This is a genomic window from Micromonospora haikouensis, assembly GCF_000876225.1.
Classification (GTDB): Bacteria; Actinomycetota; Actinomycetes; order Mycobacteriales; family Micromonosporaceae; genus Micromonospora; species Micromonospora haikouensis.
This window is the reverse complement of record NZ_JXSX01000001.1, coordinates 3,277,883-3,293,621: the sequence shown is the minus strand read 5'-3', so window position 1 is coordinate 3,293,621 and position 15,739 is coordinate 3,277,883. Positions and strand designations below refer to the sequence as shown.

The 15,739-nt window shown below is 71.8% G+C and carries 12 protein-coding genes; 3 read left to right on the top strand and 9 right to left on the bottom strand.

Going from position 1 to position 15,739, the window contains the following annotated elements; all coding sequences use genetic code 11:
* Nucleotides 1–34: 34 nt before the first annotated feature.
* Entirely contained in the window at nt 35–1,747 is a 1,713-nt protein-coding gene (locus tag TK50_RS13520; RefSeq protein WP_043963069.1) for an amylo-alpha-1,6-glucosidase, read from the top strand.
* Nucleotides 1,748–1,756: 9 nt separating this feature from the next.
* Here the strand turns inward: TK50_RS13520 and TK50_RS13515 are convergent, their stop codons facing one another.
* Both TK50_RS13515 and TK50_RS13510 read right to left on the bottom strand, forming a co-directional pair.
* Nucleotides 1,757–2,770: a LacI family DNA-binding transcriptional regulator gene (locus TK50_RS13515; RefSeq protein WP_043963068.1), complete on the bottom strand. Its 1,014-nt coding sequence runs from the start codon at nt 2,768–2,770 to the stop codon at nt 1,757–1,759.
* A gap of 152 nt (nt 2,771–2,922) precedes the next feature.
* Nucleotides 2,923–3,825, bottom strand: a complete 903-nt coding sequence (locus TK50_RS13510) for an oxidoreductase (protein ID WP_043963067.1) — start codon at nt 3,823–3,825, stop codon at nt 2,923–2,925.
* Nucleotides 3,826–3,889: 64 nt separating this feature from the next.
* On the opposite strand from TK50_RS13510, the gene TK50_RS13505 reads away from it, so the two are divergent.
* Nucleotides 3,890–4,474: a TetR/AcrR family transcriptional regulator gene (locus TK50_RS13505; RefSeq protein ID WP_043963066.1), complete on the top strand. Its 585-nt coding sequence runs from the start codon at nt 3,890–3,892 to the stop codon at nt 4,472–4,474.
* Between the two features lie 66 nt (nt 4,475–4,540).
* Here TK50_RS13505 and TK50_RS13500 read toward each other — a convergent pair whose 3' ends face one another.
* From TK50_RS13500 to TK50_RS13480, 5 genes are all read right to left on the bottom strand, one after another.
* A complete protein-coding gene (locus TK50_RS13500; protein WP_082106289.1) occupies nt 4,541–6,937 on the bottom strand; it encodes an RICIN domain-containing protein in 2,397 nt (798 codons plus the stop codon).
* A gap of 35 nt (nt 6,938–6,972) precedes the next feature.
* Nucleotides 6,973–8,211 (bottom strand): mandelate racemase/muconate lactonizing enzyme family protein, encoded by a 1,239-nt coding sequence (locus TK50_RS13495; RefSeq protein ID WP_043963064.1) that lies wholly within the window; start codon nt 8,209–8,211, stop codon nt 6,973–6,975.
* Between the two features lies 1 nt (nt 8,212).
* The gene (locus TK50_RS13490; RefSeq protein ID WP_043963063.1) at nt 8,213–9,040 is read right to left on the bottom strand and encodes a carbohydrate ABC transporter permease; all 828 of its coding nucleotides are present in this window, start codon (nt 9,038–9,040) and stop codon (nt 8,213–8,215) included.
* The gene (locus TK50_RS13485) at nt 9,040–9,855 is read right to left on the bottom strand and encodes a carbohydrate ABC transporter permease (protein ID WP_229406243.1); all 816 of its coding nucleotides are present in this window, start codon (nt 9,853–9,855) and stop codon (nt 9,040–9,042) included. The genes TK50_RS13490 and TK50_RS13485 overlap by 1 nt, the downstream gene beginning before the upstream one ends.
* Nucleotides 9,856–10,020: 165 nt before the next feature.
* Complete coding sequence (locus TK50_RS13480; RefSeq protein ID WP_043963061.1) at nt 10,021–11,289, bottom strand: ABC transporter substrate-binding protein; 1,269 nt, start codon at nt 11,287–11,289, stop codon at nt 10,021–10,023.
* A gap of 153 nt (nt 11,290–11,442) precedes the next feature.
* Between TK50_RS13480 and TK50_RS13475 the strand changes: the two genes are divergently transcribed.
* The gene (locus tag TK50_RS13475; protein WP_082106288.1) at nt 11,443–12,201 is read left to right on the top strand and encodes a FadR/GntR family transcriptional regulator; all 759 of its coding nucleotides are present in this window, start codon (nt 11,443–11,445) and stop codon (nt 12,199–12,201) included.
* 65 nt (nt 12,202–12,266) lie between these two features.
* On the opposite strand, the gene TK50_RS13470 is transcribed toward TK50_RS13475, so the two are convergent.
* Both TK50_RS13470 and TK50_RS13465 read right to left on the bottom strand, forming a co-directional pair.
* Complete coding sequence (locus tag TK50_RS13470; RefSeq protein WP_043963060.1) at nt 12,267–14,678, bottom strand: ricin-type beta-trefoil lectin domain protein; 2,412 nt, start codon at nt 14,676–14,678, stop codon at nt 12,267–12,269.
* Between the two features lie 180 nt (nt 14,679–14,858).
* A complete protein-coding gene (locus TK50_RS13465; protein ID WP_043963059.1) occupies nt 14,859–15,554 on the bottom strand; it encodes a FadR/GntR family transcriptional regulator in 696 nt (231 codons plus the stop codon).
* Between the last annotated feature and the right edge of the window lie 185 nt (nt 15,555–15,739).

Genomic DNA, 15,739 nt, shown 5'->3' with positions numbered 1-15,739 from the left:
TGCGAAGCGTTCAGAGAAAGGGCACTCGCCGCCCATGACCGTCGCCCCGTCCGGCCCGGAGTTCCCCATCCAGGACATCCCGTTCAGCTACCGCGGATCCTGGTTCGACGTCTCCCCGGTGATCGCCGAGAAGACGTACGCCGACGACCTGCACCTGGTCTCGCACCAGACCGGGCTGCACGCCGTGCTGCGCCTGACCCCCGCCGGGTCCGACACCACGGTCGTCGCCACGCCCACGCTGCTGACCTGGCGCGACGGGACCGGCCGGATCGAGGCCGCCTACGCCGGGCCGGACACCCTGCGGCTGCGGGGCCGGCGGCTCGGGCTGCGGATCGCCGCGGCGGCGCCCACCCTCACCCCGTTCAGCGGCACCTACCTCTACCTCGACCCGCTCGACGGCTCGCACGTGTTCACCTCGTACGAGACCGGTCGCCGCTACCGGGTCACCGTGCTCTCCGGCGCGCTGCGGCAGACCGCGGGTGCCGAGGCGCTCGGCACCGCCGACCGGTTCCTCGACCTCCCCGGCGACCAGCCGTGGGAGGTCGCGATCGAGGAGTACGAGACCGCGCGCCCGCCGTACGCCGCGCCCGTCGACTTCGACCGGCTGCACCGCGACCGCAGCGCGGAGTTCGCCGCCTTCCTCGACGCGGTCGCGCCGTGGCGCGGCGCGGACACCCCGGCCGCCGACCTGGCCGCGTACGTGCTGTGGTCGGCCACCGTCGCCCCGGCGGGCTTCGTCACCCGGCCCGCCGTCCTGATGTCCAAGCACTGGATGGACAAGGTGTGGAGCTGGGACCACTGCTTCAACGCCATCGCCCTGGCCTCCGGCGAGCCGGAGCTGGCCTGGCACCAGTTCCAGCTGCCCTTCGACCACCAGGACGCGGCCGGAGCCCTGCCCGACTCGGTCACCCACTCCGAGGTCCTGCACAACTACGTCAAGCCGCCCATCCACGGCTGGGCCCTGCGGCACCTGCGCCGCCGCCTGTCCGCGCCGCCGGACCGGGCGGCGCTGGCCCAGACGTACGACCGGCTGGCCCGCTGGACCGGGTTCTGGCTGGACGCGCGCCGGGCCCCCGGCCAGGACCTGCCCCACTACCAGCACGGCAACGACAGCGGCTGGGACAACGCCACCACCTTCGACGGCGGCCGGGTCCTGCAGACCGCCGACCTCGCCGCGTTCCTCGTGTCGCAGCTGCGCTGCCTGGCCGACCTCGCCACCGAGCTGGGCGAGCCCGCCGGCCGCTGGTCCGCCGAGGCCGACCGGATCCGCGCGGCCATGCTGCGGGACCTGTGGGACGGCGCGCGCTTCACCGCCCGCGACCCGCGTACGGGGCGACGGCGGGCGAGCCGCAGCCTGCTCGACCTGATGCCCGTCACGCTCGGCGCGGACCTGCCCGCCCCGGTCGCCGCCGCGCTGGCCCGGGGCGTCGAGGCCCACCTGACCACGCACGGGCTGGCCACCGAGCCGCCGGACTCGGCCGACTACCTGGCCGACGGCTACTGGCGCGGCCCCATCTGGGCCCCCTCCACGGTGCTGGTCGAGGACGGGCTGCGCCGGGCCGGGCACACCGCGCTCGCCGACGAGGTCAGCCGGCGCTTCCTCGCCCTGTGCGAGAAGTCCGGCTTCGCGGAGAACTTCGACGCCGAGACCGGCGCCGGGCTGCGGGACCGCGCGTACACCTGGACCGCCAGCGGCTATCTCCTCCTCGCCGCCGCCCAGGAGCAGCGGCGGGCCACCGGCGGGTAGCCGGCCCGGTCAGCGCAGCCGGGCCGGGCCGGTGCTGGACCGCAGCGAGACGGGCGGGCTGTAGAGGCGGTGGCGCGGCACGGCGTCGGGCGCGGCGATGATCTCCAGCAGCAGCGCCACCGCCTCGGTGCCCATATCGACCATCGGCACGTCGGCGGCGGTCAGCGGCGGGGAGAAGTCCTCGGCCCAGTGCTGGGCGGCGACCCCGGTGACGGAGAAGTCCCCCGGCACGGCCAGCCCGGCGCCGGCCAGGGCGCGCTGCACGCCGGGCAGGGCGGCCTCGTTGATGGTGGCCATCGCGGTGAGCTGCGGGTACGCCGCGAGCAACTGCTCCACGCACGCCTCGCCGGAGGCGGCGTCGTCGCCGCAGCAGACGTCGACGCCGACCAGGCCCCGCTCCGCCACCGCCGCCCGGAAGCCGGCCAGCGCCCGGTGGCTGGGCCCGTAGCCGGAGGCGACCAGTTCGGCGGAACGGTTCACCAGGGCCACGTGCCGGTGCCCCAGGTCGGCCAGGTGGTGCACGCACCGGGCGATCAGCCCGGCGTAGTCGACGTCGATCCAGCTCATGCCGTGCGGCTCGGCCGTGCGGCCGATCGTGACGAACGGCAGGCCCACCTTGGCCAGCCGGGTCACCCGGTCGTCGGCCAGCCGGATCTCCATCAGGACCACCCCGTCGACCCGACGCCCGGCGACGATCCGCTCGAACGAGCGGTCGTGGTCGCCGCCGGACGGGGACAGCAGCACGTCCAGGTCGTGCCGGGCCGCCGCCTCGACGACGCTGGCGACGAAGCCCAGCTGCATGTCGGTCAGCCGCTGGCTGGCCGGGGGGATCACCAGCCCGAGGGTGCGGGTGCGCCCCTCCTTCAGCGCGCGGGCGCTGGCGTTGGGGCGGTAGTCCAGCTCGTCGATGACCGCCTGGATCCGCTGTCGGGTCGCCTCCGACACGGTCCGCTTCCCGCTCAGCACGTACGACACGGTGCTGCGGGACACCCCCGCCCGCCGGGCGATCTCCCCGATGTTCATCACACCGCCCTCGACTCGACGCCCGCCCCGGCGCGGGGGACGGGCCATGCTTCGCGCCGAAGCATAGCCCTCCCCGTTCCCCGGCCGGGCCGCCACAGTGTCCGGGCCGTCACGCCGGGTGGCCCGGCCGAGGCGTGCCGGCCGGGAGCCGCCTACCGGGCGCGCTGGGCGGGCAGCGGGAAGGTGACGCCGGTCAGCTCCTCGGAGACCGTCCACAGGCGACGGGCGGCCCCGTCGTCCCGGGCGGCCTTCGACCGGCCGACGAGCTTCGGCGCACCGCGCCCTTCGAGGAAGCCGCCCGGACCGGCGTAGCTGCCGCCCGGCACGTCGGCCACCGCCGCGTAGAGCGTGGGCAGCGCGCCGTCCTCGTCGCTCTGCGCCAGACGGTTGGTCACCGCCGTCTGGAGCCGGTGCAGCAGGGAGCGATCGTGGTCGAGGTGGCCGAGCAGGTTCGTGGCCGCGAGGCCGGGGTGGGCCGCGGTCGCGCGCACCGGCGAGCCGGCCTCGGTGAGGCGGCGGTGCAGCTCCGCGGTGAACAGCAGGTTCGCGAGCTTCGACTGCGCGTACGCGGGGAACGCCCGGTAGGGCCGGCGTTCCCAGTTGAGGTCGTCGAAGTCGATCGTCCCCGCCCGGTGCCCGGTGGAGGAGACGGTGACCACCCGTCCGCGGATCCGCGGCAGCAGCAGGTTGGTGAGCGCGAAGTGCCCGAGGTGGTTGGTGCCGAACTGGAGCTCGAAGCCGTCGGCGGTGCGGCCGAGTGGCGGCATCATCAGGCCGGCATTGTTGATCAGCACGTCGATCGGCTCGGTGAGGCCCTCGGCGAACGCGCGGACCGAGGCGAGGTCGGCGAGGTCGAGCCGGCGTACGACCACGTCGCCGGTCATGGTCGCGGCGGCGGCACCGCCCTTGGCGGGGTCGCGGACGGCGAGCACGACGCGGGCGCCCCGGGCGGCGAGCGCGCGGGCGGCGGTGCGGCCGATGCCGCTGTTCGCGCCGGTGACGACGACGGTACGGCCGGTCATGGCGGGGATCTGGGCGGTCGTGAATGTTGTCATGGGAAACAATGTATGCGGTGGCAACAATGTTGGCAACGACGACATCGTTGGCTACCATGATCCGGTGCCCGCGTATCACCATGGGAATCTCCGCCCGACGCTGCTCGCCGCCGCCGAGCGCAGCCTGCGCCAGCACGGCGCGGAGCAGCTCTCGCTCCGCGAGCTGGCCCGTGAGGCCGGCGTCAGTCACGCCGCGCCGCGCCGGCACTTCCCCGACCGTCAGGCGCTGCTCGACGCGCTGGCCGAAACCGGGTTCGCCCGGCTGCACACGCAGCTACGCGCGGCGCTCGCCGCCGCCGGGGGCGACTTCGGGCCGCGTCTGCACGCCATCGCGGCGGCCTACCTGCGGTTCGCCACCGAGGACGCCGCGCTGCTGGAGCTGATGTTCACCCGGAAGCACCGCGCGGGAGCCGATCATCTCGTCGAGGCCGCCGCCGCGCCGTTCGGGCTGATGCACGATCTGATCGCTCAGGGGCAGGCACAGGGCGCGCTGGAGCCCGGCGACCCGCAGCGCGTGGGTGTCGTGCTCTTCGCGACGTTGCAGGGCATCGCCACGCTGGTCAACGGCAACCTGGTGGCGCCGGAGCTGCTCGACGGGATCGTGCAGACCGCTGTCGACCAGTTCATCCGGGGATCACGACGCCATTAGCCCCTCGGCCGGCTCGGACGTGCGGCGCGCAGGGCCGGCGACGGGCCGGCCCTGCGCGCCCTCGGCTCAGCTCCGCAGACTCCACTGCTGGTTGGCGCCCCCGTTGCACGCCCACAGGATGAGCTTCGTGCCGTTGGCCGTCCCGGCGCCGTTGGCGTCCAGGCAGAGCCCGGACTGCGCGCCGGTGATCGTGCCGTTGGCGTTGACGTTCCACTGCTGGTTGGCCTGCCCGTTGCAGTCCCAGATCACGACCTGGGTGCCGTTGCTGGTGCCCTGGCCGGAGGCGTCCAGGCACTTGGTGCCGTAGACCATGAGCTGCTTGCCGGCGGTCTGCGTCCACCGCTGGTTGGCAGCGCCGACGCAGTCCCAGAGCTGGGCCTGGGTGCCGTTGGTCGTGCTGGAGCCGCCGATCTCGGCACACCGGCCGGACTGGACGCCGACGATCTGCACGCCCTGCGCTGGCGGGTTGGTGCCGCCCTGCACGCCGGCGTTGGCCATCACGGTCTGGGCGCCCGAGGGCCAGTTGTTGTTGCTGACGACCGTGTTGTTGTTGACGACGTTGCCCCGGTCGCCGTTGGTCACGTTGGTGCTGTTGTTGGTCGACCAGTTGTTGGTGACGGTGAAGTTGCCCATGTTCTCGGCGTACCAGTAGTTGGCGGTGGCCCAGGTGCCGGTGCTGGAGAACACGTTGTTGCGGGCGGTGTAGTACCGGGACCCCTCGTCGAAGTAGAGCCCGAACCAGCCGTTGGTGCGCAGGCAGTAGTTCTCGTTGATGGTCGCGCCCGGGTTAGCCGACAGGGTGTAGATGCACCCGCCGTCGGTCATCTGCTGCATGACGTCGTGCACGTAGTTGCCGATGACCTGGTTGTTGGACGCGGTGGTGGCCGTCGTGTAGCGCGGCTGGTAGTTGTACAGGCCACGGTTGGCGTAGTGGTTGCTGCCGCCGGCGTCGTTGGCGCCCCAGCCGTAGCCGACCGACAGGCCGGTGTAGGGCATGTTGTAGACCTCGTTGTGGGAGACGAGGGCGGTACTGACGTAGGTGGTCAGGATCGACACGACGCCCCGGTACTCCAGGCCCAGGTCGTGCACCCGGTTGTTGCTGACGGTGATGTTCCGGTTGACCATCCGCTGGTCGGCGGGGTGGTGGGCGTCGGCGCGCACGCCGCCGACGACGATGCCGCCGGCCGAGTTGCGGGCGATCTCGGAGCGGGTGACGGTGATGTTGCTGGCGCCCAGGCCGACACCGCTGGCGTGGGCGTTGGCGTCGTTGCCGATGCCGATGGCGGTCTGCCCCAGGTTGACGAACTGGGAGTCGCTGAAGCTGATGGTGTTGGCGGCGGACACCTGCACGGCGGCGGGCATCTGGGCCCAGTTCGGCCGGGTCGCCTCGAACTGCGGGCAGCCGGCCTGGCAGGAGGTCAGGGCGTCGGCCGGGCGGGCCCAGGTGCCGACGATGTGCGCGCCGGTCTGCTGGTCGGCGAAGCCGTTGCTGCTGCTGGGACCGAGCCAGCTGGTGCCGGTGAAGGTGATCCCGCTGAACGAGATGTGGTGCGCGGGGGCGTCGTAGGTGCCGCCGACGTTCACCAGGGACTGCAACTGCGGCAGTTCCACGCTGACGGTGCTCATGTTCTGCCCGGCCAGCGGAATGTAGTTGAGCTGGCCGCTGCCCGGATTCAGGTACCACTCGCCCGGCGCGTCGAGGAACTCGTAGGCGTTGGTCAGGTAGAACGGGCCCGCGCGGTGTGGGCTGGACAGGGTGTCGAAGCCGAACGTGTTGTTGTTCCAGGCCGGCTGCTGCATGGTGAGGAAGTTGCCGCTGATGCTCTGCACCGGGGAGTACCGGTCGGTGAACGAGCCGACGCTCTCCACCTCGACCCGGTTCTGGTTGCCGAGGTTGTTCAGATAGTTCAGGGAGCTGTTGCTGAACCGCAGGCCGGTGGTGGTGAAGGTGAAGTCGGCCCGGTTCACGGCGGTGCGCGCACGGGTGGCGACGGCGCCGTTGACGTAGAGCTGCCGGCTGTCGAGCCCGGCAGGGACGCTGGCCCGCCAGATGTTCTTGCCCGAGTCGACCAGCGACCAGCCGGTGACCGCCCGGGCGCCGCTGATGACGGGGCGGGCGGACGCGGCGGCCCGCCACGTCACGGTGTAGCCGTTGGTGCCGGAGTCGGCGGCGGTCATGCGCAGCGGCGCGGCGAGCCGGTACACGCCGTCGGCCAGCTCGACGACGATGTCGCCGGACATCGACGTGGTGCGGGAGCGGACGGCGTTCTGCGCCTCGGTCAGCGAACACGGCTGGCTGGCCGAGCACGCGGTGCCGCTGCCGGCGGGGGACGCGTAGAGGGTGGTGGTGGCCGCGAGGGCGGGTGTCGCCGCGGCGAACACGGCGGCCGCGGCGGCGAGCGTCGCCGCGGCGACGCCGGCCAGCACGGGCCGACGCCTGCTGGGGGATGACGGGACGGGCACTGGCGGGACTCCTATCGGTGGGGTGGCGGCCGGGGTCAGGGCCGGACGGCGGGCGAGGCGCCGTCGTGGGTGTGTGCGGGCGCGCCGGGCCGGACGGTGGCGTGCGGTCGCGCCGTGGCGTGGGCGTGGTCGGCCACCGCCAGCAGGCGTCGCCCGGCCCGTTCCGGCCGGACGTTGGGGCCGTCGGCGGCCGGGGCCTGCGGGCGGCGGTGGGGCGGGCGGATCTTCTCCTCGGCGACCGTGACGCCCAGGCCGGGCGAGTCGCCGAGGACGAACGCGCCGTCGGAGACGTGCAGGTCGAGGCTGACCCCGACCGGGGCGTGCAGGTCCTGCAGCTCGCTGACCAGGTGGTTCGGCACCGAGGTGGCGGCGTGCAGCAGCCCGACGGGGCTGTTGCCGATCGGGCTGACCGGCAGGTCGAAGGCGTGCGCCAGCGCGGACACCCGCAGGAAGTGGGTGACGCCCCACACCGCGGCCGCCTGGACGACGTCGACCGCCCCGGCGGCGAGCAGCGGACGGTACTGTTCGAGGCCGGTGAGGTTCTCGCCGGTCGCTACGGAGGCGCGGATGCCCTGGCCGACGGCGGCGAGGCCCTCGGCGTCCCACCGGCGCACGGGCTCCTCGATCCAGACGAGGTCCAGGGTGCGTTCGAGCTCGCAGACGTGCCGGACGGCCTGCTTGCGGGTCCACGCCTCGTTCACGTCGAGCATCAGGCCGGGCCGCTGCCCGTGCGCGGCGTCGGTCAGCACGTTCCGTACCAGGTGCAGGCGGTCGCGGTCCCGCTCGATGTCGAGGCCGCCCTTGAGCTTGGCGGCCCGCAGGCCGTGCCGGGCGTAGCCCTCGTACGCGGCGACCAGTTCGTCGTCGCCGAGCCCGATGTCCAGACCGGACGCGTAGGCGGGGACCCGCCGGTCGCGCCCGCCCAGCAGCCGCCAGAGCGGTTGCCCGGCCGCCTGTGCCTTGATGTCCCACAGGGCGGTGTCGAGCGCGCCGATGGTCCCGAACACCGAGCCCGCGTGGCCCGCCTTGAACGTCTGCCGCAGCATCCGGTCGTACAGGCTGGTCACGGCGCGGGGGTCCTCGCCGTGCAGGGCCGCGAAGATGTTCTCGATGTCGCCGTGCGGGCCGAGGCCGACGCCGGTGATGCCCTCGTCGGTCTCGACCAGGACGATCGGCACGGCGGTGACGCCGTCGGCGAAGACGCCGTTGGCGTCCCCGACGGGGCGTCCCCATTCCTGGCTGGTCGTGAGGGTCCGGTATCCGGTGATCCGCATGTCAGCCCTTCGTGGAGCCGGCGGCGACGCCGTCGGCGATCTGACGCTGGAGGAGGAGGTAGACCACCAGGACGGGGATCGCGGCGATCAGCACCCCGGAGGCGAAGGTGGGAATGTCGGCGGAGTACTGCCCGCGCAGCGAGGTCACCCCGACCATGAGGGTGCGGTGCTCGGCCGAGGGCATCAGCAGCAGCGCGATCAGCACGTCGTTCCAGCAGAACAGGGCGTCGAGGATGCCGACCGACAGCAGCGCCGGGGTGCCCAGGGGCAGCATGATCCGTCGGTAGACGCCGTACACGCTGTTGCCGTCGATGCGGGCCGCGTCGACGATCTCCGTCGGGATGGTCCGGTAGTAGCTGGTCATCAGGTAGATCGTGAACGGGAGGAACTGCGCGACGTAGGCGAGGACGAGGCCGGGATAGGTGTCGACGAGCCCGGCGTCGGCCATGATCCGGTTCAGCGGCACCATGATCACCTGGAACGGGACGAAGACCGCCGCGAGGCAGCCCAGGAACAGCACCGACGAGCCCCGGAAGCGCAGCTGACTCAGCGCGAAGCCGGCCATGGAGCCGAACAGCAGCAGCAGGACCACCGAGGCCGTCACCGTGCCGACCGAGTTGGCCAGGTAGCGGGCCATGTCGACGGTGTTCCAGGCGGTGGCGACGTTCTCCCAGCGCAGGGCGTCGGCCAGCGAGAAACGGTCGAGGACGTACTCGCGGCGGGTCTTCATCGCCACGTTGGCGGTGAAGACCAGTGGGTAGATCGTCGCCAGTGCCAGGAGGGCCATCGGGAGGGCGAGCAGCCACCTGCCCGGCCGGACGCGGGACATCACGCCTCCCTCACCCCCCGCCGGAGCAGGCTGATCTGCAGCAGCCCCACCACGAGCATGACGCCGAACAGCACCGTCGAGGCGGCCGACGCGAGCGCCGGCCGGTTCATCTGTCCCTGCTGGATCCAGATGTAGTACTCGGGCAGGTAGGTCGAGCCCTCCGGGCCACCGCTGGTCATCACGTAGAGCAGGCCGAACATGGAGGTCAGCATCCCGATCATGGTGGTCACGAAGACGAACTGGATGGTGCGGGAGAGGCTGGGGACGATCACGTGCCGGATGGTCTGGGGCAGCGACGCGCCGTCCACCCGGGCGGCGTCCAGCAGCGTGGCGTCCAGGGTGGCGAACCCGGCGAGGAACACCACCAGCGCCATGCCGAAGGTCGCCCAGACGTGCACCCCGACCACCACGAACATCGCCAGGTCGGGGTCGCCGAGCCAGTCCGTGGGCCCGATGCCGACGCCGCCGAGCACGGTGTTGAGCGGACCGTCGAAGGCGAGCAGGAGGTTGAAGATGGCGCCGACGATGACCGGGGAGAGCACCGCCGGGAAGAAGTAGACGCTGCGGTAGAGGCGGTGCCCCGGCACGCGCAGGTAGATGAAGGTCGCGAGCAGGCCGGGTATCGCCACCGCCACCGGCAGCAGCAGCACGAGCAGCCCGACGTTGCGCAGCGCGCCCCGGAACAGCGGGTCGGCGAACAGCTCCCGGTAGTTGTCGAGACCGACCATCGTCCCGTCGCGGTCGCCGTCCCCGGTGAAGGAGAAGTTGACCCCGAGCACCAGCGGCCACAGCCGCAGCAGCACGATGATCAGCACGGCCGGGGCCAACAGGACGTAGGGGGCGAGGCGTTCGCTCCGCCGGGCGCCACGGCCACGCCTAGCCGTGGCGCCCGGCGAAGCCGGCCGCTGGTGTCGCGCCCGGTCGGTCCGCCCGGCCACCACCGGACGGACCGACGTCAACGGTTTCCCACCCGGCACGGGTCAGCCGGCCTGGTCCGAGGCCGCCAACTGCCGCACGGCCTCGTCGACGGTGAGCGAGCCGCTCAGCAGTTGCTGGGAGACCCGGCCCATCAGGTCGAGGGTGCGCGAGGAGAGCGCCACGTGCAGGGCGGGCTTGCCGCTCTTGAGGTCGGCGACGATCGTGGTGACGGCCGGGCCGCCCTTCGACACGTCGATCGTCGTGTCGGCGGCGATCGCGCCGGCCTGCTCGTGGAAGGCCGTCAGGGCGTCGGTCGAGGTCAACGACCGCACCAGGTCGGCGGCCAGCTTCGGGTCCCTGGTCCACCTGGCGACCCCGTACCCGATGCCGCCGTCGAACGGCAGGCTCGGGGTGGCCCCGGGGACGACCACCGGCGCGCGCATCACGCCGATCTTGTCGGCCGGGAGGAACTCGCCGAAGTCCTTCCAGTGCCCGATGTCCGACATCAGGCCGATGACGTGGGAGGCCTTGGCGGACTGGAAGATCGCGAAGGCGTCGTTGAACATCGCCGTCGAGTTGGGCCCGTCGCTGTTGAGCTTCGCGTCCTGGGTCTCCTTCCACAGGGCGAAGATCCGCTTGACGTGGGGGGAGGTCCAGTCCCGCTTGCCGGCGATCCAGGCGTCGTACTCCTGCGGGGTGAGCACGCCCGATCCGAAGGCCGAGAGGAAGAACTGGATGCCGATGCCCTCCTTGTTGCCGAGGGCGAAGCACTTCGTGCCGGTCTGCTTCGTGATGGCGGCGCAGTTGGCGACGAACTCGGGCCACGTGGCGGCCGGCTTCGCCGGGTCGAGGCCGGCCTTCTCGTAGAGCGCGCGGTTGTAGTAGATCGGGTGGCCCTGGAGGGTCACCGGGCCGGCGTAGGTCCTGCCGTCCTTGGTGAACGCGTCCCAGCCGGCCAGCCGCTGCCGGTCCTCGGCCACGTACTCGTCCAGCGGCAGGAGCGCGTCCGCCCGGTCCCGGATCTGTCCGCCGCCGTTGAACAGGATCACGTCGGGCCCCTTGCCCGACTGGATCGCCGTGCCGAGCAGCGTGTAGTACTGGTCGTGGGGCTGGGCCACGAACTCGACGGTCACGCCGGGGTGCTTCCTGGCGAAGTCCGCCTTCGCCTTCTCGATGTACTGCGCGGCGCTGGCCTCACCGGACTTCCAGTCCCAGACCACCAGCTTGGTGTCGGCGCCGCCGGGCGAGGAGCGCGTCCCCGAGGCGCTACCGCAGCCACCCAGCACCAGTGCCGCGACGAGGATCGCGGGCCACACTGTTCGCTGCTTCATCGCTGCCCACCTTCGACTATGCGAGTGCCGGAGAGCCGGCCGTCGATGCAAGAATTGACGAGAAGGTAACTCGTATGACGTATGACGTCAACACTGGGGCGTAGAATTTCCCGACGGCGCACGACCGCCGCCCGCGGGGGCACTGGAGGGGACATGACGGCAGCACAGGAGACCACCCCGAGCACCTCGGCGTGGGCGCGGCGACCCGCCAACCTCGCCACGGCGGTCACCGCGGAACTGGTGGAGCGCATCGTCCGCGGGGTGCACCCCCCGGGGACTCCCCTGCCTCCCGAGCCGGCGCTGTGCGGGGCGTTCTCCGTGAGCCGCACGGTCGTCCGGGAGGCGGTGAAGATCCTCCAGGAGAAGGGGCTGGTGCAGGTCCGCCAGGGCAGCGGCACCATCGTCACCCCGCCGTCGACGTGGGACATGCTCGACGAACTCGTCCTCGCGGCGACCATCGCCGAGGACGACAGCCTGGCGATCCTCGACGACCTGGTCGTCACCCGCCGGGTGCTGGAGTCCGACATGGCCAACGTCGCCGCCCGCCTGGCCGACCAGGAGACCGTCGACCGGCTGCGCGCCCTGGTCGACCGGATGGACGAGCTGGTCGACGACCACGTCACGTACCACGAGCACGACCGCGCCTTCCACGACGTGATCATGCAGGCGTCGGGGAACCGCATCGCCCGTGGCGTGGTGCGGGCCCTGGAGAGCCAGGTCGTGAACACCGCCCGGTACATGGGTCGCACCGAGCGCGCGCTCTGCGTGGCGTCCAACCGGGGGCACCGGCGCATCTACGAACGCATCGCGGCCCACGACCCCGACGGCGCCGCCCAGGCCATGTTCACCCACATCACCGAGGCGTGGCTCGTCCGCCGCAGCGGGCCGGACACCGCCCGGCTGGTGCGCTGACGGGCGCACCGCTTGCGGGAGGGACCGCCCTGGGGCAGCCCCTCCCGGGCAGGCTCGGGCAGCGGTCAGCTCCGCGTCCACTTCTGGCTGTTGCCGCCGGTGCAGGTCGAGATGACCACCTGCGTGCCGTTGGCGGTGCCGCCGCCGGTCGGGGACAGGCACAGCCCGGACTGCACCCCGGTGATCGTGCCGTCGGTGTTGAGGTTCCACTGCTGGTTGGTGCCGCCGGTGCAGTCCCAGATGATCACCCTGGTGCCCGACGAGGTTCCCGCGCCCTCGGCATCGAGGCACTTCGTGCCGTACACCTGGAGCTGCTTGCCGGCGGTCTGCGTCCACTGCTGGTTGGGGCCGCTGTTGCAGTCCCACAGCGTCAGCTGGGTGCCGTTCGTCTGCGACTGCGACGGGACGTCCAGGCACCGGCCGGCGTTGGTGTTGCGCAGCGAGACCTGCGTGCCGCCGCCCACGCCCGGGACGACGCTGAGGTTGTCGAACTGGGCGGTCTGGCCCTGGCTGGTGCCGAAGCCGACCAGGCCCGCGCCGAAGGACGAGTCGGTGGCCGTGCCCACGGTGACCCCGTCGACGGTGGCGGTGATGGTGCTGCCGGAGAAGCCCAGGGCGAGGCTGTGCCAGCGGTTGGTGCCGAGCGCGGCGACGGTGCCGCTGCGCAGGGTGGTGAGCTGGTTGCTGGTGTTGTTGCGCAGGATCGACCACGCGCCGCCGTCGGTGACCCGCAGGAAGTACGCGTTCTGGGCGCTGACCGGGTCCAGGTTCTGGCTGCCGACCCGGCCCTCCAGCTGGACGTAGCCGGCCTTCTCCAGCAGCACGTCGGCCGAGACCGTGTAGTTGTTCCAGTTCAGGTTGCCGCCGTACGTGCTGGGGTCGGCCAGGGTCTTCCAGGTGATCGGCGCCATCGGCGACGACTGGCGCAGGCACATGCCGGCACGGCCGCCGCCGCAGGTGGCGGTCTCGAACGCGCCCTGGTTGTCCTGGAGGTACCGGGCCAGCTTGCCGGCGGGGTAGCTGTCGAAGTTGTCGCTGTAGGGCAGGCTCAGCTGGCCCTGCGGGGGGCTGGTCGCCGTGCCCTTCCCGCCGCCGGTCGTGGTGGTGATCGTGTAGAGGTAGCCGGGCTGCACGGTCAGCGAGTAGTTCCCCCCGGACGGGGTGATGTCGGCGCCGCGGACGAAGTGGTCGGCGGTGTTGTTGGAGTTCAGGTTGGTCGACCAGACGCGCACGGAGCCGGTGGAGAGCCCGCCGGTGACGCTGAGGTTCAGCGTCTGCGCGGCGGTCGCGTCCATGGTCTCGACGACCGTGGTGTAGTCGGAGTTGTTCGGCGACTTCAGCGACACGTAGCTGCCGTTGTTGCGCGCGCCGCCGATGAAGCCGCTGGACGAGTCGAGGTACTTCCAGCCCGGCGCGGTGAACTGGGTGGTGTGGGCGAGCGTCCAGGAGTTCTTGCCGACGGCGTACCAGCCGGACCAGGGCTGGTTGGCCAGCATCAGCCCGACGGTGGCCCAGGGGATGTTCGTGGTGGTCGCGCCGATCAGGTTCCAGTTGATGTACGCGGTCATCTTCCCGTCGATGTACCCCCGGTTGATGCCGCGCGCCAGCGGCTTGGCGCCGTCGTTGTAGTCCTGCGAGCCGCCCTCGCTGTTCCACAGGGTCTCACCGGTGGCGGTGGCGTTGGCCGACACGGTGCAGGTGGTCTGCGCGGCCAGGTAGCCGCACGGGTAGTGACCGCCGATGACGTCGATCGCGTTGCGCAGCGCCGCGTTGTTGACGGCCACGTTGGCCGGGTTCCAGCTGCCCGGGTAGTCGTCGCCGAAGATGAGCTTCACGCCGGCGTAGCCGTTGTTGTTGAGCGCGGTACGCAGGTTGATGGTCCAGTTGGCGTCGTACAACCGCTCGTTCTGGGCGGCGGTGAGGTAGTCGATGGTCAGGTTGTGCTGCTTGGCGCAACCCAGCCAGGACAGGTGGTAGTCGATCGAGTCCTGCGACATGAAGGTGCCGTTGCCGATCCAACCCGGCGCACCCCAGGCCAGCCCGACGAGCTTGATGTTCGGGTTGCGGAGCTTGGCCTGCTCCATGATCCACCACTCGTAGCCGCGGTTGCAGTCGAGGTCGCCGCGGAAGTGGGAGTGGCTCGGCTCGGACCCGCTGGTGGAGTTGGTGTCGCCGCCGATCTCCACCTTGAGGATCTGCAACGAGGCGCCGTAGTTGGGCTTGAAGAGGTAGTCGAGGATCTGGCCGCGCTGGGGCTCCGGGTAGTCGATCAGCAGCCGGCTGTTGCCGCCGCCGCCGCTGACCGCGCCGAGGCCGTCGAACGTCTTGCCACCCGACGCCCCGTTGATCGTGATCGAGGTGGCGGCCTGGGCCGGCGCGGCGAGCCCGCCCACCGCGCCGCCGACAGCCAGCAGAGCGCCGACGACCAGGAGCGCGAGGGTCGATGGGCGGCGGAGTAGCCGCCTGGTTCCTGACATGGGTCGAGCCTCCCCGGGAACACGGCCCGGCCTTGCCACCCCGCTGGGACCGGCCCACGTGTGGTGGTGGTGCGGTGCGGCATCAGGGAGGATCCGGTCGCGCCTATCCATTGATGAACTTCGAACTATTAGTCGTCATACGTTATAGCTGTCGGGGCGGCGCGGGTCAACCCACCCCGGCTAGGCGTCCGCCGGCTCGACGGCGAGCACCCGACGCAGCCACGCCTCGGAGGTGTTGACGTGCATCAGCGCGCTGGCCTGGGCGAGCAACTGGTCGCGCGCCCGCAGCGCGAGGTAGATCGCGTGATGCTCGTCGATCGTCTGGTGCGCCGAGTTGCCCTCGATCAACCCGCGCCACACCCGCGCCCGCACCGTACGGCTGGACAGCCCGTCCAGCAGCGAGGTGAGGGTCTCGTTGCCGGTCGCGGCGACGACGGTGTGATGGAAGGCGGTGTCGAACCGGATCAGCTTCTCGGCGTCGTCGGCCGCCGCCCGCATCTCCTCCAGGATCCGGCTCAGCTCGTCGAGATCGGCGTCGGTCATCCGCAGCGCCGCCAGGCCGGTCGCCACCGGCTCCAGCATCCGGCGCACCTCCATCACCTCCAGCAAGGTGTCGTCGCGCAGCAACTCCACCGCGACACCCAGGCCCTCCAGCAGCAGCCGGGGGGCGAGGCTGGTGACGTACGTCCCGTCGCCCCGTCGCACGTCGAGCACCCGGGCGGACTCGAGCACCTTCACCGCCTCCCGCACCCCGCTGCGCGACAGCCCCATCTGCGCGGCCAGCTGCGGCTCCGGTGGCAGCCGCGCACCCGGCGGCAGTTCGCCGCTCTGGATCATGCTCCGGATCTTCGCGATCGCGTCGTCGGTCAGTGCCACCCCGGCCCCCTCAGCACCCGCCGCCATGCGCCGACGGCACGGGACCCGGCACCCACGCCCAGTGGGTGCCGGCAGCACCCCACTATAGAGACGTCACATGTTTGCCACCCGGCGCGAGCACGGCCGGCGACGCGCCGCGCCGGTGCCGCGCCGGGAGCACGACGAGAACCCGGGGCGGCGGACCA